Origin of the sequence: Aristaeella hokkaidonensis (assembly GCF_018128945.1) — a bacterium.
Classification (GTDB): Bacteria; Bacillota; Clostridia; order Christensenellales; family Aristaeellaceae; genus Aristaeella; species Aristaeella hokkaidonensis.
The window spans coordinates 990,565-1,008,638 of sequence record NZ_CP068393.1 but is presented as its reverse complement, the minus strand read 5'-3'; the positions used below and the strand labels follow the sequence as shown (position 1 = coordinate 1,008,638).

Here is an 18,074-nt window from a genome sequence, read left to right as displayed (position 1 = left end):
GTTTGTCAAACGGAACACTTCATTATTTATATATAACATAATATGCGTTTTTCAATCTCAGGCTGATGAAAAAAACAACGGAAATACCGTAAAGACAAGGCTTTCCTTTGTTGACAGTCTGGTTGTTTTATGATAGTATCCATGATAATTTCATAAGTGCTAAAGACGATGATGGATGATAATCCTTAGTACAGACGCTTCAGAGAGCCGTCGGATGCTGCGAGACGGTGCCGAGTATAAGGAAACTGCTTCCGGAGTTGGTTTCGTGAACACCGTGTGGTCAGTAAGGAAACCCGGACGCCCCGTAACAGGCTGCGAACTTGTTAGAGTTCAAAAGTGACTCCCTATAAGGAGTAACCAAGGGTGGTACCGCGGAAATTGTTTTTCGTCCCTGAAGCATCGCTTCAGGGTTTTTATTTTTCAAGGAGGATTGCCTGCATGATCAGACCTGAAATTGTAAATGTGAGTGATTGCACACTGCCGGAAGCTGAAAACCATTTTGAATTGAGTTTTAAGGAAAAAATCGAACTGTGCAGACTGATTGACAAGCTGGGGGTCTCTTCCATTGATCTTTGTCCGATCCGCCGGAAAAAAATTGACCGGCTTCTTGTCAAATCCATCTGTTCCGCAGTGAAAAACGCTTCCGTTGCCGTCCCCGTCAGCCTTACAGACGAGGAATCCATCCAGGTCACCTGGGAAGCACTACGGGAAGCCGTAAACCCCAGGCTCCAAGTAGCAGCTCCTGTCAGCTCCGTTCAGATGGAATATCTGCTTCATATGAAGGCTGACGCCATGATCCGTGCGGTTGCCAAAACCGTTTCCGCATGCCGCAGCCTTACGGACAATGTGGAATTCATCGCACAGGACGCGACCAGAAGCGATCCTGCATTCCTCGTCCAGGTAATGTCAGCCGCCATTGATGCGGGAGCAAAGATTGTTACGCTGGGTGATACAGCCGGTACAATGATGCCCGAGGAAATATCCGCCTGGTTTGAAAACCTGAAAAAAGAACTACCCTCTCTGGAAAAAGTGACACTCGGTTTCTTCTGTTCCGGTGAGCTGAATATGGCTGACGCCAATGCCGTGTCTGCCATCCGGTCCGGTGTGCGTGAAATCAAGGCGACCACCTGCACCGCAACAGCCATCTCGTTGCCCAATATTGTCCGTATCCTGAATATCAAAGGCGGTTCGATCGGCGTATGTGCAAAAGTCGGAGTGGAGCAGATCCGCAGGATTACAGGCCAGGTACGTGTGATCTGCCAGTCTTCCGGTAAAAAACACGACATTGCCGGCGGGTTTGAAGAGGAAGCAAATGATTCCGATTATCTTCTGAGCAAACATGATACTATCGAATCTGTTGTACATGCCGCAGAAAAGCTCGGATACGACCTGAATGCCGAAGATCAGCAGAAAGTATGGAAGTGCTTCTGCCAGACAGCTGAAAAAAAGGACCATATTACCTTAAGGGAACTGGAAGCTATCATCGCCGCAGAAGCCATGCAGGTTCCCCCGGCTTATCATGATATTCTTTATACGATCAGTACGGGGAATCAGATCGGTGCAATGGCTCACATGAAACTGAAATTCCATGACCAGGAAATTGAAGGAACGGCATCCGGCGACGGCGCGATTGATGCTTCCTTTAACTCCATTGAACAGGCGACCGGCCGGCATTTTGAACTGGACGATTTCCAGATCCAGTCAGTCACACAGGGCCGTGAAGCCATGGGTGAAACCATTGTCAGGCTGCGCTGGGAAGGAAAGCTTTATTCCGGGCGGGGCATATCCACAGATATTGTGGGTGCCGGAATCATGGCATATATCAATGCAGTCAATAAGATTGTCTATGAGGAGGAAGAAGCATGAATCTCTCCTTTTCCACCAGAGGCTGGAACGCACTTTCCTGGGAAGAACAGGTCCGTGACGCAGTCGATATGGGCTTTCAGGGAATTGAACCCTATAACATTCAGGAGTTTCCTGAGCTTTCCGGCCGCGGAAGTGCATTTCATGCATACAGCCAGAATGAAACACAGCGGGATCTGAAGAAAAACAAACTGATTCTGCCCTGCTTTGATACTTCCGTCGATCTTTCCCTGCCACTGCAGTCTGAGGATAAAGTCCAGTACCTGATTCAGACAGCGTCCTCCATGAAAGTACGGTATGTTGCCTTCTGTGCTCTTCATGATTGCGAGGAGCAGATCCGGAACAATCTTGAGATTATTCTTCCGCTCGCACGCTCTGAGGGAATCTGCGTCCTTCTGAAGACCGTCGGGATTTATGCCGATACCGGAAGACTCCGCGCGCTGATGGACAGCTATGCCTGCGACGAACTGGCTGCGCTATGGGACATGCATCATCCCTACCGGGATTTCAATGAAACTCCGGATACGACAATCCGCAATCTCGGCGGTTATGTCAAACACGTTCATCTGCGCGATTCCGATGATGACAGGTCTTACAATCTCATCGGTGAAGGCACTCTGCCGATCCGTGATATGATGAACGCACTGTCCTCCATTGACTATGACGGATTTATTTCCCTCGAATGGAAAACAGAATGGATTGAGGACATTCCGGACCGGGAAATCATTTTCCCGCATTTCCTCAATTATATGAATCGTTTCGATAATCCCCGGGGAAAGAAAAAGAGCCTGTATTTCAATGAGGACGGAACCGGAAAATATATCTGGAAAAAGGATGAACTCATTGATCTGACCTTTGGCCGCGTCCTGGATCAGCTGGTAGAGGAATTCCCGGACCAGTATGCTTTCAAATACACAACGCTGGATTATACCCGTACTTACTCTGAATTCAGGGATGACGTGGACCGGTTCGCCCGTGCCCTGATTTCCATGGGCGTGCGCGCCGGATCCAAAGTGGCTATCTGGGCCACCAATGTTCCGGCCTGGTATATCACTTTCTGGGCAGCAACCAGAATCGGTGCGGTTCTCGTAACCGTCAACACAGCCTATAAGATCCATGAGGCGGAATACCTGCTTCGTCAGAGTGATACCCATACCCTTGTAATGATCGAGAGCGCGCTTGACAGCAATTACAGGGCCATTATCAACGAACTCTGTCCGGAGATCAGCACATCCAAGGCTGGAGAACCCCTGCATTGCAAAAAACTGCCGTTCCTCAGGAACGTCATTACTGTTGGTTATGTACAGCAGGGATGCCTCACCTTTGAGGAAGCTATGAAACGCGCTGATTCCGTCCCGGTTGAAACCCTGGAGGCGATGGCCCAGCGCGTCAAACCTGATGACGTCTGCAATATGCAGTATACTTCCGGAACCACAGGTTTCCCCAAAGGCGTTATGCTGACTCATTATAATGTGGTAAATGACGGGAAGTGCATCGGTGACCGGATGGGGCTGTCCACCGCGGATCGTATGATGATTCAGGTGCCTATGTTCCATTGTTTCGGTATGGTTCTTGCCATGACAGCATCCATGACGCACGGAACAACGCTCTGTCCGTTGCCTTATTTTTCCGCAAAGAATTCCCTGGCCTGCATCAATCAGGAAAGAATCACCTGTTTCCACGGCGTTCCGACGATGTTTATCGCCATGTTTAATCATGAAGATTACCGTAAAACTGATTTTTCCTACATGAGAACTGGTATCATGGCCGGTTCAGGCTGTCCGCCCGAACTGATGAAACGCGCAGCCAGACCGGATGAAATGAACATGCGCGGAATCGTCAGCGTATATGGTCAGACTGAATCTTCTCCCGGCAGCACAATGTCAGCCTGGACAGATTCCCTGGAGCTGCGGACCGAAACAGTCGGGTATTCCTTCCCTCATGTACAGACCAAAGTGATCGATCCGGAAACCGGCAAAGAGCTTCCGGACGGGCAGGACGGTGAATTCTGCTCCAGGGGTTATAATATCATGAAAGGATATTATAAGATGCCCGATGCCACCAACCAGACCATTGACGCCGACGGATGGCTCCATTCCGGCGATCTGGCCCGCCGCAATCCCGACGGAACCTATCTGATTACCGGACGCCTGAAAGATATGATTATCCGCGGCGGTGAAAACATTTATCCCAAGGAAATCGAAGAATTCATCTATACGCATCCCGCTGTGGCTGACGTACAGGTCATCGGTGTCCCTGACGCAAAATACGGCGAGGCTGTGATGGCCTGTATCGTGCTGAAAAAAGACGCCTCGCTCACGAAGGAAGAGATGATTGAATACATCAAATCCCATATGGCCAGGCATAAGGTACCGCAGTATATTGAATTTGTTGATTCTTTCCCGATGAATGCGGCGGGAAAAGTCCTCAAATACAAAATGCGTGAGGAGGCGGCTGAACGTCTTGGACTCGTAGGCGCTGCGGGTATTGATACAGCCGGCGGTGTGAAGCAGTAAATGAAAAAGCTGATGGATCAGAATCCATCAGCTTTTTTTATGAATTGGCCAGCAGGTGACGCATTCCGGAGGGATCTGTCAGAACCCTTGCGCAGCCAAGGACCACGCAATCCCTTGCGTCCGGGGCAACCTGGCATGGAATATTCAGCGCGTCGCCGATAGCTTCAGCCAGGCCGTAAATCAGCGCGCCTCCTCCTGTAAGGGTGACCCCGCTGTCGAAAATATCGGAAGCAAGCTGCGGAGGTGTACGCTCCACAACCACCTGGACGGCCTCGATCAGCTCGTTGACCTGGTCCAGCATTGCCTCATATATCTCATCCGAATCGATGCTCATGGTCTTCGGAAGGCCGGAAATCAGATTTCTGCCAGTGATATCCATCACAACCACCGGATCCCTGCGGACGGCTCCCCCGAGGGTGATTTTGATCTGTTCGGCGGTTCTTTCCCCGATCAGCATGTTATACTTTTTCCTCAGATAGCGGATAATTGCATCATCAAAATGATCACCGCCGATATGAACTGAGCTGATGACAGATACAGAACTGTTATAGAGTACAGCAAGATCAGTACAACCTGCGCTGATATCCACAACAAGGCTTCCGTATGATCCCAGGAAATTCAGCTGAGCCCCGAGGGCAGCCGCAATGTTTTTATCCATCAGCTGCGTCCGGCGGATACCCGCTTCAAACATGGAACTGATCAGGGCCTTCTTTTCCATATCCTTTACACCGGACGGAACCGCCATCACAGCACGGGGTCTTGCGATAATGTGCTTTCCGATGACAGAGGTGACAAAGAAACGCAGAATAGCGCTGGTCAGTTCAAAATCCAGCATTTCACCCTGAGCAAGGGGACGGATAATATTCACATTGGCCGGAGTCCTGCCGATCATTCTGTACGCTTCCAGCCCGAAAGCGATGATATTGTTTGTTTCACGGTCAACAGCAACAACACAGGGCTCACGGAAAACAATTCCTTTCCCCTTCATGTAAATAATCACATTGGATGTACCCAAATCAATTGCGATATCATTCGTCTGCGCCATGATGAAATCCTTCCATCGTCTTCTGTAATACTTAAAAATCATATCATTATCATGAAAAAAAAACAACCTTGCATTGCGTGCAGCGGCCGCTTTCCTTGACAACAGGTATTGAACAAAGCATAATATAAGTTGGTATTTTATGAGGATGAGGTGTACGTGTTGTCTGTCAGAATAAATGCTGTTACCTCCGGTTCTCCGGCAGATAAAGCTGGCATTCTTCCCGATGACAGGATTGTATCCATCAACGGAACTCCTGTACTGGATGAGATTGATTATCAGTCATTGTCCACAGCCGGTTTTCTGAAAGTGATCACCGAACGCAGCGGTATTGAACATGAGTACAGCATTCGTAAATCTGAATGGACACCCCTGGGTCTCAGCCTTGACGAAACCGAATCCATGAAACCCCGTCACTGCCGTAATCGCTGTCTTTTCTGTTTTGTGGATCAGCTTCCTCAGGGTATGAGGGATACCCTTTATGTCAAAGATGATGACTGGCGTCTCAGCCTGATGATGGGCAACTATGTTACCCTGACCAACGTCAATGACGAGGAGTTTAACCGAATCCTTGAACGGAAAGCTTCTCCCCTTTTCATCTCGGTTCATGCGACAGATCCTGAACTCAGATGCGTTATGCTGAGAAATAAAAACGCCGGCAGCCTTATGGACAGACTGAAACAGCTGAAAGAAAACGGCCTTCAGTTCCATTGCCAGGTCGTGCTGTGCCCCGGAGTCAATGATGGTGATATCCTGCGACGGACCATAGAGGATCTTGCTTCTTTATATCCGGCTGCTCAGTCCATGGCAATTGTCCCAGTAGGCCTGACAAAGCACAGGGAAGGTTTGGCGGAACTGAAGGGGTTTGATTCTGTCTCAGCCCGTAATCTGATTGAATATGTCAAGGGTTTTCAACAGAAATACCTGCAGGAATTCGGCACGCGTTTTGTCTATCCATCTGATGAATTTTACTGCATCTGCAACGAACCGCTGCCTGAGACCTCTGCGTATGAGGATTTCCCTCAGATTGAAAACGGCGTCGGTATGCTGCGGCTTCTGGAACAGGAATGCCAGGAAGCCTATGAATTCCTTTTTGCTGATGGTTTTCCGGAACCTCCTGCAGGAAGGAATGTCCTGATACCCACCGGTGTCTCTGCCCGGCCTTTTATTGAAAAACTTGCCAGGAGGTATGCTCCTGCAGGAACAACAGTACAGGTCAAGGAGATCATAAACAGGTTTTTCGGCGAAACAATCACGGTCACAGGCCTGATTGTGGGCAGAGATCTGATTGATACCCTGAAGGATATTCCGTGCACTGAAATCGCGCTTTGTGATACGATGCTTCGTGCACAGACTGAATGTTTCCTGGATGAAACCACACTGGATGACGTCAGGAATGCCCTGGGTAAACCAATAAGGGTTGTACAGAATAACGGTGAATCTTTTATCCGCGCATTGTGGGGATTGGAGGAAGAAAATGGCTAAACCGCTTGTTGCGATTGTCGGCAGGCCGAATGTCGGAAAATCCACATTCTTCAATAAAATGGCAGGCAAGCGAATCAGCATTGTGGATGATATGCCCGGCGTTACCCGTGACAGGATAACCGCAGATGCAGAATGGCTGGGCCATCATTTCACATTGATCGATACCGGCGGTATTGATCCGAAAAGCGACGACGTCCTGCTGAGCCAGATGAGAGAACAGGCCGAAATCGCCATGGATCTGGCGGACGTTGTATGCTTCTTTACCGATGCAAGGGACGGTCTGACAGAAGATGACAAAGACGTCGCAAACATCCTGCGTAAAACAGAAAAACCGGTTCTGCTTGTAGTCAACAAGGTCGACTATCTGGACCTGAATGAAAATCTGTATGAATTTTATGAGCTTGGTCTCGGAGATCCTATCGGAATCAGCAGCGTCAACATGCTTGGGTTCGGTGATCTGCTTGATCGCATGATTGAGCTTTTCCCTGAAGACAAACAGGGCGATACGGAAGAAAAACCTCCGATTCAGCTTGCAATTGTCGGCAGGCCCAATGTGGGTAAAAGCTCCCTGACTAACCGGCTGCTCGGTGAAAACCGCACGATGGTTTCTGATATTGCCGGCACTACACGGGACGCAATAGACTCTGAATATACGGATGAAGACGGTACGGTTTTCAATATTATCGATACCGCCGGCATACGAAGGAAACGTTCCGTGGAAGATGAAACACTGGAGCGGTACAGTGTGCTTCGTTCAATTGCCGCCATACGCCGCTGCGACGTTGCTCTTCTTCTGATCGATGCGAACGACGGCGTAACGGAACAGGATACCAAGATTGCCGGCCTGATCCATGATGAAGGAAAAGCAGTCATTGTGATCATCAATAAATGGGACATGCTTGATAAGGAAACAGGCACCTATGAAAATTATAAGAAAAAGGTGCTGGATGACCTTAAGTTTATGAGCTATGCCCCTGTCCTGTTTATTTCTGCAAAATCCGGACAGCGCGTGAATCAGATCCTGGACAAGGTCAAGGAAGTATATGCGACCGCATGCCGCAGAATTACAACGGGCGTGCTGAATGATGTGCTGAACGACGCGGTTAATGCCCTTCAGCCCCCTGTGCAGGGAGGCCGTCGGCTCAGGATTTATTATGCTACCCAGGGAGGAGTTCAGCCGCCGTCATTCGTTCTTTTTGTCAATGATGAAAAACTGATGTTCTTCGCGTATGAAAGATATCTGGAGAATTATTTCAGAAAAACGTTCCAGCTGGAAGGCACTCCTATCCGCTTTATCCTGCGGGAAAAGAAAAAGGAGGACTGATTTTTGATGCCTAAAGAAATTCTTTATATTCTTACCTGTGTGATCGGCTACCTGCTCGGCTCCATTTCCGGTGGTATCATCACTTCAAGGCTTGCCAATGGTCCTGACCTCCATACAGTCGGAAGTAAAAGTACAGGAGCAAGTAACGTCCAGCGGACAATGGGCTGGAAATACGGCATTATTACTTTCCTGATTGACGGTCTGAAAGGGATTTTTGCCTGCCTGATTGCTTGGCTGATTACGGGCAGTCATTTTGCCTCACTGCTGGCTGGTCTTTTCTGTGTAATCGGTCACAACTGGCCTGTCTTTTTTCACTTCCGCGGCGGAAAAGGCGTGGCCACCACAGGTGGAGTCATGCTCTACTGTTTCCCCGTCCCCGCTTTGATCTGTATTGCGCTGACAGTCGCTGTGATTGCGCTTTTCCGGTATATTTCCGTCGGAAGCATGCTGCTTGTTACAGTATTCTTCATCCTTTCTTTCTTTTTCAGCGGCCCGAACACCTGTGTCGTCATCTGGGCATTCCTGCTGATGGTTATGTGTATAGCACGGCATCATGCCAATATTGGCCGACTGATTCACGGCAAGGAAAACAAACTGGGCAATAAAGTCAAATAACCTTTGGAGGCCTTCATGACCAACGATATGAAAAACATCCGGAATTTCTGCATTGTAGCGCATATAGACCACGGCAAGAGTACACTTGCCGACAGAATTCTGGAGAAAACCGGAGTTTTCGAAAAACGGGAAATGGTTGAGCAGATCCTGGACAGTATGGAACTGGAACGGGAACGAGGCATCACCATTAAAAGCAAAGCCGTTCATATGTCATACCGTGCCAAGGACGGTAATGAATATATTCTTAATCTGATCGATACCCCCGGTCATGTTGACTTTACCTACGAAGTCAGCCGTGCGCTTGCTGCCTGTGAAGGTGCGTTGCTGGTTGTAGACGCAACACAGGGAATTGAAGCCCAGACACTGGCTAACGTCTATATGGCTCTTGAACACAACCTTGAAACTATTCCTGTCATTAACAAAATTGATCTTCCTTCAGCCAGACCTGATGAAGTACGTCAGGAAATCGAAGACGTAATTGGTCTGGACGCAAGCTATGCGCCTCTTGTTTCTGCCAAAACAGGCCTGAATGTAGAGGATGTTCTCGAAGCAATCGTCCAGCATATTCCAGCCCCCGAAGGGAATCCGGAAGCCCCGCTGAAAGCCCTGATTTTTGATGCATATTATGACAACTACAAGGGCGTCATCTGTTTTATCCGGATTATGGACGGCGTTATCCGTCCTGGAATGAAAATGCGTCTGATGGCTACAGGCAGTGAATTTGACGTTGTTGAAGTCGGTACTTTTGATCCCGGATACAGACCCTGTGCTGAACTGAAGGCCGGGGACGTAGGTTATGTTTCAGCCTCTATTAAGGATGTCCGGGACACGCGCGTTGGTGATACCATTACAGATGCGGCAAATCCGGCCAAAGAACCGCTGCCCGGATACAGGCATGTTACACCCATGGTCTATTGTGGTATATATCCGGCAGACGGCGCCGATTATCCGGCTTTGAAGGATGCTCTGGAAAAGCTTCGTATGAATGACGCCTCCCTTTCCTTTGAACCCGAAACATCCGTTGCCCTGGGCTATGGATTCCGCTGCGGCTTCCTGGGGCTTCTTCACATGGATATCATGACAACACGCCTGGAACGTGAATTTGATCTGAACCTTGTAACAACCGCTCCGAGTGTTATTTACCGTGTGATTAAAACCAACGGAACAGAACTGATGATTGATAATCCTACCAATCTTCCTTCCGTGGGTGAGATCGCTGAAATGGAAGAACCCTTTGTCCATGCTGTCATTTATACGCCTCAGGAGTATGTCGGCACGCTGATGGAATTATGTCAGGATAAACGCGGTATCTTCATTGATATGCAATATGAAGGAAACCGTGTGAAACTGAATTACGATATGCCGCTGAATGAGATCATTTTTGATTTCTTTGATCAGATCAAAAGCAGAAGCCGCGGCTATGCCTCCTTTGATTATGAACTGAAAGACTATCGTTCCAGCGACCTTGTCAAGCTTGATATTCTGCTGAACGGTGATATCTGTGATGCATTTTCCATTATTGTTCACCGTGAAAAAGCCTATGCAAGAGGCAGAAGTATCGCTGAAAAACTGAAAGATGTCATCCCGCGCCAGATGTTTGAAATACCGATTCAGGCTGCTATCGGCGGAAAAGTCATTGCCCGCGAGACTGTCAAAGCTATGCGGAAGGACGTTCTTGCCAAATGCTACGGCGGAGATATTACACGTAAGAAAAAACTGCTTGAAAAGCAGAAAGAGGGCAAAAAAAGAATGCGTCAGTTCGGTACTGTTCAGGTACCCAGTGAAGCGTTCCTTGCCGTTCTTAAAATGGATTGATCCTATGGATATTCATCTGTTTTCAGAGGAGAGTATAAAAACAACTGCATTTTTTACCGGACACAGACATCTGCCTTCCGGTGAGATCAGCCGTATCTCTGAAAACCTTTATCATTGCATTTCTGCCGCCTATGATGAAGGTTACAGGCGTTTCTTTTGCGGATGCGCACTTGGCTTCGATACCCTCGCAGCCAGACAGACCTTGTGCTTCCGGGATCATCATCCCGATGCCGTTCTTTCTCTGGCCATTCCCTGCCGGACGCAGGACGTAAAGTGGCAGGAGAAGGATAAAACGGTATACAGGGATATTCTTGAGCAGGCAGATGAAAAGTTCATTCTTTCCCCGGAGTATTATCAGGGCGTCATGCTGACAAGAAACAGGTTTATGGCAGACAGATCCTCACTTTGTATTTGTTATCTTCAGCATATGCGCGGAGGAACCGCTTCCACGGTTCGCTATGCATTACAGAACAGCGGAATCCGAATTATCAATCTCGCAATGTGTCAGGATCAATATACTGATTTCTTGAGGGAAGAATCATGGAACTATATGTACACATACCCTTCTGCAGGCAGAAATGCCGTTACTGCTCCTTTACGTCTTTTGTCGGGCAGGAAGCTGTCCATGAAACGTATATCGACCATATACTGAATGAAGCATCCTATCGTATCAATGAAGCAGAAGGCCCTCTTACCACTGTATATATCGGAGGCGGAACACCCTCTGTTTTGTCGCCTTCCCTTTTCAGGAAACTGATCAGCGGCCTCAAAAAAACATATAACTGGAACACCGTAACTGAGTTCACCACGGAGGCGAACCCGGGTACGGTTTCTGCGGAATGGCTTAAAGTGGCTTCTGACGAAGGCGTCAACAGAATATCTTTCGGCATGCAAACCAGTCAGTCTCACCTTTTGTCAACCCTCGGCAGAATTCATCAGACAGATGAAGTGGCAGAGTCTGTACAGCTTGCCCGCGATTCAGGCATTTCAAATATCAGCCTTGATCTGATTTTCGGAATACCGGGACAAACAGAATCAGACTGGAGCGAAACGCTGGAATATGCGCTGTCTTTGGAGCCGTGCCATATCAGCGCTTATGGTCTTATTCCGGAAGAAGGCACTCCCCTTTACCGTGATCTTCAGTCAGGCCTTCTCCGGCTTCCTGATCCGGAAGCAGAGCGGGTAATGTACAATAAAGCCATTCATCTCCTGGGTACTCATGGCTTTTCCAGGTATGAAATTTCCAATTTTGCGCTGAAAGGTTATGAATGCGTTCATAATATCGGTTACTGGACACAGATACCCTATATCGGCCTCGGTATTTCAGCCGCCTCCATGACGGGTTTAAAGAGTCTTCCTGACGGAATAACCTATCACCGCAAAACCAACCCGGACAGTCTGGAAGATTATTTCAATATGGTGGATATGAAAAAGGATGCATCGCAGAACGAAGTTATATCAAAGGAAGAAGCACGTTTTGAATCCATTATGCTCGGACTGAGAATGAACGAGGGTGTGAATGAGGACGATTTTTTCAGGAAGCATCATATCTCTATGGAAAAGTATATGGGAAAAAAACTGCATGAAATGGAAAAAACCGGATTGATGTCCCATGATAATAAAAACTGGAAAATGACGGAACGGGGTTTTGATATTCAGAATGCTGTTCTGGTTGAATTAATGGATTAGTATCTGCCTTCAGTTCAGGGCTATTCTCCGTCCTTCTGCTGTAAAATATTCTTCCGCATGCCCTTCGATTACAGCCAGCGCTTTCTTCAGTTTGGGATTACGGTGCAATTGTCTGACGCATTCTGTCACTTCGTCCAGCATACGGATATCAGCAAACAAAAATCCATTTCCAGGCTCACCGGACTGACGGGTACCTGTCAAATCTCCGGGGCCCCGAAGTTCCAGATCTTTTTGTGCGACAACAAACCCATCGTTTGTGGAGCAGAATGTATTCAGTTTCTCAGACGGTTCAGCAAACAGAAAACACCAGCTTTCATCTTTTCCCCTGCCTACCCGGCCGCGAAGCTGATGAAGCTGACTTAATCCGTATCGTTCTGCATTCTCAATCACCATGATGGTTGCGTTCGGATTGTTGACGCCGACTTCTATTACAGTTGTGGATACCAGTACATCATACTTTCCCTCCACAAACTCATGCAAAACCCGGTCTTTTTCTTCTGTTTTCTGAGATCCCCACGTCAGTGCAACACGAAGTCCCTGCATCTCATTCTTTCTCAGGCTTTCAAATAAAGCCTTTGCACTGTGGAGTTCTGACTTCTCATCATCCTCTTCGACCAGAGGACATACAATATAAGCCTGTTTTCCCTTTGCGATTTCATTTCGGAGGAATCTGTACATATCATCCCTTTTATGCTCCGGAACGATTCTTGTTTTGACAGGGATGCGCCCCTTGGGCATTTCATCTATAACAGATAAATCAAGATCTCCGTACAGAATCAGCGCAAGCGTTCTTGGAATCGGAGTAGCCGACATGACAAGAACATGCGGAAGCGTGGTCTCTGTTTTCCCTTTCAGCTGAAGACTGCTCCTCTGATTCACGCCAAATCGATGCTGTTCATCGGTAATAACCAGGCCGAGATTGCCATATTCCACATCCCGGCTGATCAGGGCATGTGTACCGAAAACCACGTCACATTGACAGTTCTTCAGTTCCTGTAAGATCGTTTTTCTTTCTTTTGCCTTTGTACTGCCAGTCAGCAGTCTGCATCTGATTCCGGCAGGCTCCAGTGTTTTTTTTGCGTTTTCGTAATGCTGCACTGCAAGAATTTCTGTCGGAGCCATCATCGTGCTTTGATAACCGGCAGCGTACGCAAGTGAAACAGCCCCGAACGCTACTGCTGTTTTACCGCAGCCGACATCCCCCTGTACAAGCCGGCTCATGGCTGTATTTTTCCGCAGATCAGCCGCAATATCTTCAAGTACTTTTTTCTGTGCACCGGTTGGTTCAAATCCCTGGAATTTCCAGTACGTTTCAGTCTGCTTTTCAGGGAATCTCATCGGAATACCCGGCTGTTTCTTCGATCCAGACATGGAAACATATGCCAGGTAAAGAAGGATGCGTTCAAAGGACAGCCTTCTTCTGGCGATTTTCAGGGCTTCATAATTATCCGGAAAATGCGCCTGTCTGATGGCATAATTCAGTTCACACAAATGCCAGGCGACCCGGAAATCCGTCGGTAATGTCTCCGGACAGCAGTCATCCACCTCAGAGAGTGCATCAGAAATCAGATTCCTGAATGTTTTTGCGGGGAATCCTTTAATAGAACGATACACAGGAATAAGCCCATCATTCTCTGCAGCAAATTTGGGGTTCTGAAGGATCCTTCTGTTATTCCTGATCTGTAGACGTCCATACAGGCGGACATGCTGCCCGGCAGAAATTGAATTCATAATCCATGGCGCATTATACCAGCAGATGGGCATTTTCCCGCTATCATCCTCTACAGAAGCTGTGACTTTTTTCAGTCCGTGAAACACTGACAGCCTTGGAGACTGTACAATTGTACCGGAAATAAGAACGGGGCCTTCTTTTTTTGTGTTGCATGGAGAAACTGTACTGTAGTCTTCATACCGTTCAGGAAGCGTATACAGCAAATCGCGCAATGAGATGATTCCCATTGCGCGTAATGCTTCTGCTCTTGCAGGGCCGATCCCCGCCATCCCGGTCAGTTCCATGTGTTACTCCACAGAGATCAGATAATAGTATAAAGGCTGTCCGCCGTTATGATACTCTACGTCGCAGTCTCCGTACTGCTCTTCAATCTCTTCCGCAATTGCCTTTGCGTCTGCTTCAGATACATCAGCGCCGTAGTAGACAGTAATCAGTTCATCTTCATCGGTAACAATTTCTTTCATCATGTCCAGAACAACATCGTGGACAGATTGGCCGGAGAATTCAATCTGGCCGTTATGCAGCCCGATAATATCTCCCTGTTTGATTTCAATACCATTATATTCACTGTCACGGATCGCATACGTTACCATAGCTGTCTTTACATGCTGAGCCGCTTCAGTCATACGCTGCATGTTTTCATCCGGTTCCGCATCATTCTGGAAGGCAATGGCAGCGGCAATCCCCATCGCCACGTTCTTGGTAGGAATCACACGAACATCATTGGGAGACAACTCAGCAGCCTGATTTGCCGCGAAAATCACATTCCCGTTATTCGGTAGCACGTAAACACATTCTGCTTTTACCTGCCGAATAGCGTTCATAAGATCGTCAACGGAGGGATTCATAGTCTGTCCGCCTTCAACAATCTGATCTACATTCAGTTCCTTAAAAAACTGGGAAAAACCGTTTCCGAGTGATACAGCCACAAAGCCGTATTTCTTTTCGGGCGCGCTGTCTTCTTCTGTTTCTTCCGGAGCTGCTTCCTTTGTAGTGCCTTCTTCAAGAGCACGTTTCATGGCAGCCAGATTATCAATCTTGATTTCGTTTATTTCTGCAAGTTCCACACCGTAATCCAGTGCAAAACCCGGATTGTCTGTGTGGACGTGAACTTCAGCACCGTTCAGATCTCCTACTACGGATACGGCATCACCGATCCGGTTGAGCCTTCTCCTGAATGAATCCAGATCATGCTCATCGCAGTCTTCACGGAAACAGGTCAGTTTGAAAGATACACAATAAGTATATGTAAGATCTTTTGTCAGATCATGACAGTCATCAGATACTGCCTGCACATCATCTTCCATCAGGGAATCGGCAGCCGTAATGTCTTCTCCCCTGAGAACTGCGGCATATCCCTGATAAATCAGCATCAGGCCGCGTCCGCCGGAATCGACTACGCCTGCCTGTTTCAATGCAGGAAGCATATCCGGCGTTTTTTTCAGAATTGCTTCTCCGCTTTTGAGAATGATAGAAATCAGCTGATCATAATCGTCAGGAGCCTTCTGTGCCTGCTTCATAGCGTCTTCAGCAACAACTCTAGCAACTGTCAGGATTGTACCTTCTTTGGGCTTCATGACAGCTTTGTAGGCCATCTCAGACCCTTTCAGAAGAGCCTCCGCAAACTGAACCGGCGTTATTTTTTCAACACCGTTCAGGGCTTTGGCGAATCCGCGCAGAAGCTGACTTGTGATGACACCGGAATTGCCGCGGGCACCTTTCAAAGCACCCTTAGCCAGTGCGTTTGCCGCTTCATCAGCACGAAGAAATTCCTTGCTGTTGATCTCTCTGGTAGCAGACTGCATGGTAAGCGACATATTGGTTCCGGTATCTCCGTCCGGAACCGGGAAAACGTTGAGAGCATCAACTGCTTCACGGTTTTTCTCCAGAATGGCAGTTCCTGCCATTACCATATCACGCAGAAGCAAACCGTCAATCGTTTTGAACTGTATCAAAGGAATATTCCTCCGTCATACTTATTGGGTCTTTAGTCAGCTTAAATACGGATCCCTTCGACAGAGATGCTGATTTTTCTGACCTTTACGCCTGTAGTGCTCTCGAGCTTGTACCTGACTGTCTCGATGATTGTTTTACATACCTCTGAAATAGAGATACCGTATTCAACAATGATGTAAAGATCCACATCAAGCATATCGCCCACATTGCGGATCTGCACACCTTTTGTCAGATTTTCTCTGCCAAGCCATTCAACGATTCCATCGGTTGCTCTCTGTCCGGACATCGCAACGATCCCATAGCATTCAAGTGCGGCATATCCAACCACCTTGAGCATAACGTCTTCAGCAATATAAATTGTACCGTATTCATTCTTTACTTTACATTCCATGTGTTTCCCTCCCGCATGATACCGTGGCAGGTTTAAATGGATCCTTTCAGGAAAACCATACAAAGGACCATGAAATTATACAGTATATTGCAAATTTTATCAAGTGCCGGCCAGATTCGCCGGTCCTTGAAAGTCTTTTGTATTTATGGTTTTATATCCTTTATTTTCCTTGACAATCTTTCCTTTTTTGAACATAATAAAAAAGCAATGAAGGGAAGAGTAAGCTGATTGAAGTATTGCAGAGAGCTTCCGGATGGTGCAAGGAAGTATACGGTATCAGTCGAAGTACATCCCGGAGCAGTCGCCTGAACGCGGATTCCCGTCAGTAAGGTTGACACGGTGCGCCGTATACAGCGCGTAAAAGAGCAGGCTTTCAGTCTGCCGAATGGAAGTGGTACCGCGGTTTTCGCCTTCCGGCGAAAACCGTTTTTATTTATCAAACAAGGAGGAATTGGTTATCATGGACATTTCCGAAGTCAGGTTTGCCAGCAGGTTTGACCAGGTCACCGGCAGTGCGATCCGCGAAATATTTAAAGTGATTGCACAGCCTGGAATGATCTCATTTGCCGGCGGCAATCCGTCACTTGAAGCCCTGCCTGATCAACAGGTCAGCGAACTGGCCCAGTATGTGCTCGCACATGACGGGAAAGCTATTCTGCAGTATGGTGCGACGGAAGGTTATCCTCCTTTTGTTGAAAGTCTGAAATCTTATGTTGCGGATCAGCTTGGTGTCAGCGTTCCGGCCGTTCTGCCCGTAACGGGTTCAACCCAGGCAATGGATCTGCTTTGTAAAGCCCTTCTTGATCCCGGTGATACGGTTCTTGTGGAAAATCCGTCTTTTCTTGGAAATCTTCAATGCCTTAAACTATACCAGGCAAACCTTGTTACTGTTGAAAGCGACGAAGACGGACTGATTCCAGATGATCTTGAATTGAAAATCAAGAAACACCATCCCAAGCTGCTTTACACGATTCCCACATTCCAGAACCCGACCGGGAAAACACTGCCTGATTCCAGACGGAGGGCGGTTGCCGATCTGGCGAACAGGTATGGCATGGTCGTTGCGGAGGATGATCCTTATCGTGACCTGCGGTATGAGGGAGAAAAGGTCAGGGCCATCAAATCCTATGATCAGAATGGCTGGGTTATGTTCCTTGGAAGCTTCAGCAAGACCATTTCCCCAGGCCTTCGTATCGGATATATAGCCGGTGATGCTGGAATCATCCGGAAATGCACCATCGGCAAACAATCAACGGATGTTCACTCTGCCAATCTGAATCAGGCCGTTGTTGATCAGTATCTTCGCAGGAATCTTCTTCCTGATCATATCCGCAGCATCTGTAAAGGTTACGGTGCGAAAATGCATCAAATGCTTCAGTATCTGGAGCAGTTCCCTGACGGTGTCTCCTTTACAAGACCTCAGGGTGGTTTGTTTATCTGGGCTGAACTGCCTGTGCATATTGATACTGTCAAGCTCCTCTCAAAAGCCGTGGAACGTAAGGTTGCATATGTACCTGGTACTTATTTCTGTGCAGACGGCGGCCATCTGAATACGCTGCGTCTCAACTTTTCCAACAGCACCCCGCAGCAGATTGAGACCGGCATGAGCATACTGAACGACCTGATTAAATCTGAAATATAAAAGG

At 47.8% G+C, this 18,074-nt stretch carries 13 protein-coding genes and 2 other annotated features; of the genes, 9 read left to right on the top strand and 4 right to left on the bottom strand.

Annotation, left to right across the window (positions count from 1 at the left end; all coding sequences use genetic code 11):
- Nucleotides 1-159 precede the first annotated feature (159 nt).
- Nucleotides 160-396: a binding site (T-box leader), on the top strand.
- Between the two features lie 42 nt (nucleotides 397-438).
- Nucleotides 439-1,866: a hydroxymethylglutaryl-CoA lyase-like TIM-barrel protein gene (locus JYE49_RS04665; RefSeq protein ID WP_093956295.1), complete on the top strand. Its 1,428-nt coding sequence runs from the start codon at nucleotides 439-441 to the stop codon at nucleotides 1,864-1,866.
- Nucleotides 1,863-4,379 (top strand): AMP-binding protein, encoded by a 2,517-nt coding sequence (locus tag JYE49_RS04660; RefSeq protein WP_093956294.1) that lies wholly within the window; start codon nucleotides 1,863-1,865, stop codon nucleotides 4,377-4,379. Before JYE49_RS04665 ends, JYE49_RS04660 begins: the two co-directional genes overlap by 4 nt.
- Before the next feature lie 37 nt (nucleotides 4,380-4,416).
- On the opposite strand, the gene JYE49_RS04655 is transcribed toward JYE49_RS04660, so the two are convergent.
- Nucleotides 4,417-5,424, bottom strand: coding sequence for a rod shape-determining protein (locus JYE49_RS04655; protein WP_179217219.1), 1,008 nt, complete (start codon nucleotides 5,422-5,424; stop codon nucleotides 4,417-4,419).
- Nucleotides 5,425-5,583: 159 nt separating this feature from the next.
- Between JYE49_RS04655 and JYE49_RS04650 the strand changes: the two genes are divergently transcribed.
- The 6 genes from JYE49_RS04650 to hemW are packed head-to-tail and all read left to right on the top strand — an operon-like array spanning nucleotide 5,584 to nucleotide 12,349.
- Nucleotides 5,584-6,906, top strand: coding sequence for a DUF512 domain-containing protein (locus JYE49_RS04650; protein WP_093956292.1), 1,323 nt, complete (start codon nucleotides 5,584-5,586; stop codon nucleotides 6,904-6,906).
- Nucleotides 6,899-8,230 (top strand): ribosome biogenesis GTPase Der, encoded by a 1,332-nt coding sequence (gene der / locus JYE49_RS04645; protein WP_093956291.1) that lies wholly within the window; start codon nucleotides 6,899-6,901, stop codon nucleotides 8,228-8,230. Before JYE49_RS04650 ends, der begins: the two co-directional genes overlap by 8 nt.
- Nucleotides 8,231-8,236: 6 nt before the next feature.
- A complete protein-coding gene (gene plsY / locus JYE49_RS04640) occupies nucleotides 8,237-8,845 on the top strand; it encodes a glycerol-3-phosphate 1-O-acyltransferase PlsY (protein ID WP_093956290.1) in 609 nt (202 codons plus the stop codon).
- A gap of 15 nt (nucleotides 8,846-8,860) precedes the next feature.
- Nucleotides 8,861-10,660 (top strand): translation elongation factor 4, encoded by a 1,800-nt coding sequence (gene lepA, locus JYE49_RS04635; protein WP_093956289.1) that lies wholly within the window; start codon nucleotides 8,861-8,863, stop codon nucleotides 10,658-10,660.
- Nucleotides 10,566-11,312, top strand: coding sequence for an SLOG family protein (locus tag JYE49_RS04630; protein ID WP_304583310.1), 747 nt, complete (start codon nucleotides 10,566-10,568; stop codon nucleotides 11,310-11,312). The genes lepA and JYE49_RS04630 overlap by 95 nt, the downstream gene beginning before the upstream one ends.
- On the top strand, nucleotides 11,201-12,349 hold the full coding sequence (gene hemW / locus JYE49_RS04625) for a radical SAM family heme chaperone HemW (protein WP_093956287.1): 1,149 nt from the start codon (nucleotides 11,201-11,203) through the stop codon (nucleotides 12,347-12,349). The genes JYE49_RS04630 and hemW overlap by 112 nt, the downstream gene beginning before the upstream one ends.
- A gap of 9 nt (nucleotides 12,350-12,358) precedes the next feature.
- On the opposite strand, the gene recG is transcribed toward hemW, so the two are convergent.
- From recG to JYE49_RS04610, 3 genes are read right to left on the bottom strand one after another with little or no spacing between them, the layout of a single operon-like run.
- Nucleotides 12,359-14,350, bottom strand: a complete 1,992-nt coding sequence (recG, locus tag JYE49_RS04620) for an ATP-dependent DNA helicase RecG (protein ID WP_283399321.1) — start codon at nucleotides 14,348-14,350, stop codon at nucleotides 12,359-12,361.
- A gap of 18 nt (nucleotides 14,351-14,368) precedes the next feature.
- A complete protein-coding gene (locus tag JYE49_RS04615) occupies nucleotides 14,369-16,036 on the bottom strand; it encodes a DAK2 domain-containing protein (RefSeq protein WP_093956285.1) in 1,668 nt (555 codons plus the stop codon).
- A gap of 41 nt (nucleotides 16,037-16,077) precedes the next feature.
- Entirely contained in the window at nucleotides 16,078-16,428 is a 351-nt protein-coding gene (locus JYE49_RS04610) for an Asp23/Gls24 family envelope stress response protein (RefSeq protein WP_093956284.1), read from the bottom strand.
- Nucleotides 16,429-16,626: 198 nt separating this feature from the next.
- Nucleotides 16,627-16,845 (top strand) — a binding site (T-box leader).
- A gap of 43 nt (nucleotides 16,846-16,888) precedes the next feature.
- On the opposite strand from JYE49_RS04610, the gene JYE49_RS04605 reads away from it, so the two are divergent.
- On the top strand, nucleotides 16,889-18,070 hold the full coding sequence (locus JYE49_RS04605) for an aminotransferase-like domain-containing protein (protein WP_179217218.1): 1,182 nt from the start codon (nucleotides 16,889-16,891) through the stop codon (nucleotides 18,068-18,070).
- Nucleotides 18,071-18,074: the final 4 nt, after the last annotated feature.

What these genes read in the sequence shown, in the direction of transcription:
- JYE49_RS04665 (WP_093956295.1), top strand. Translation starts at nt 439, where the DNA reads ATGATCAGACCTGAAATTGTAAATGTGAGTGATTGCACACTGCCGGAA.
- JYE49_RS04660 (WP_093956294.1), top strand. Translation starts at nt 1,863, where the DNA reads ATGAATCTCTCCTTTTCCACCAGAGGCTGGAACGCACTTTCCTGGGAA.
- JYE49_RS04655 (WP_179217219.1), bottom strand. Translation starts at nt 5,424, where the DNA reads ATGGCGCAGACGAATGATATCGCAATTGATTTGGGTACATCCAATGTG.
- der (WP_093956291.1), top strand. Translation starts at nt 6,899, where the DNA reads ATGGCTAAACCGCTTGTTGCGATTGTCGGCAGGCCGAATGTCGGAAAA.
- plsY (WP_093956290.1), top strand. Translation starts at nt 8,237, where the DNA reads ATGCCTAAAGAAATTCTTTATATTCTTACCTGTGTGATCGGCTACCTG.
- lepA (WP_093956289.1), top strand. Translation starts at nt 8,861, where the DNA reads ATGACCAACGATATGAAAAACATCCGGAATTTCTGCATTGTAGCGCAT.
- hemW (WP_093956287.1), top strand. Translation starts at nt 11,201, where the DNA reads ATGGAACTATATGTACACATACCCTTCTGCAGGCAGAAATGCCGTTAC.
- recG (WP_283399321.1), bottom strand. Translation starts at nt 14,350, where the DNA reads ATGGCGGGGATCGGCCCTGCAAGAGCAGAAGCATTACGCGCAATGGGA.
- JYE49_RS04610 (WP_093956284.1), bottom strand. Translation starts at nt 16,428, where the DNA reads ATGGAATGTAAAGTAAAGAATGAATACGGTACAATTTATATTGCTGAA.
- JYE49_RS04605 (WP_179217218.1), top strand. Translation starts at nt 16,889, where the DNA reads ATGGACATTTCCGAAGTCAGGTTTGCCAGCAGGTTTGACCAGGTCACC.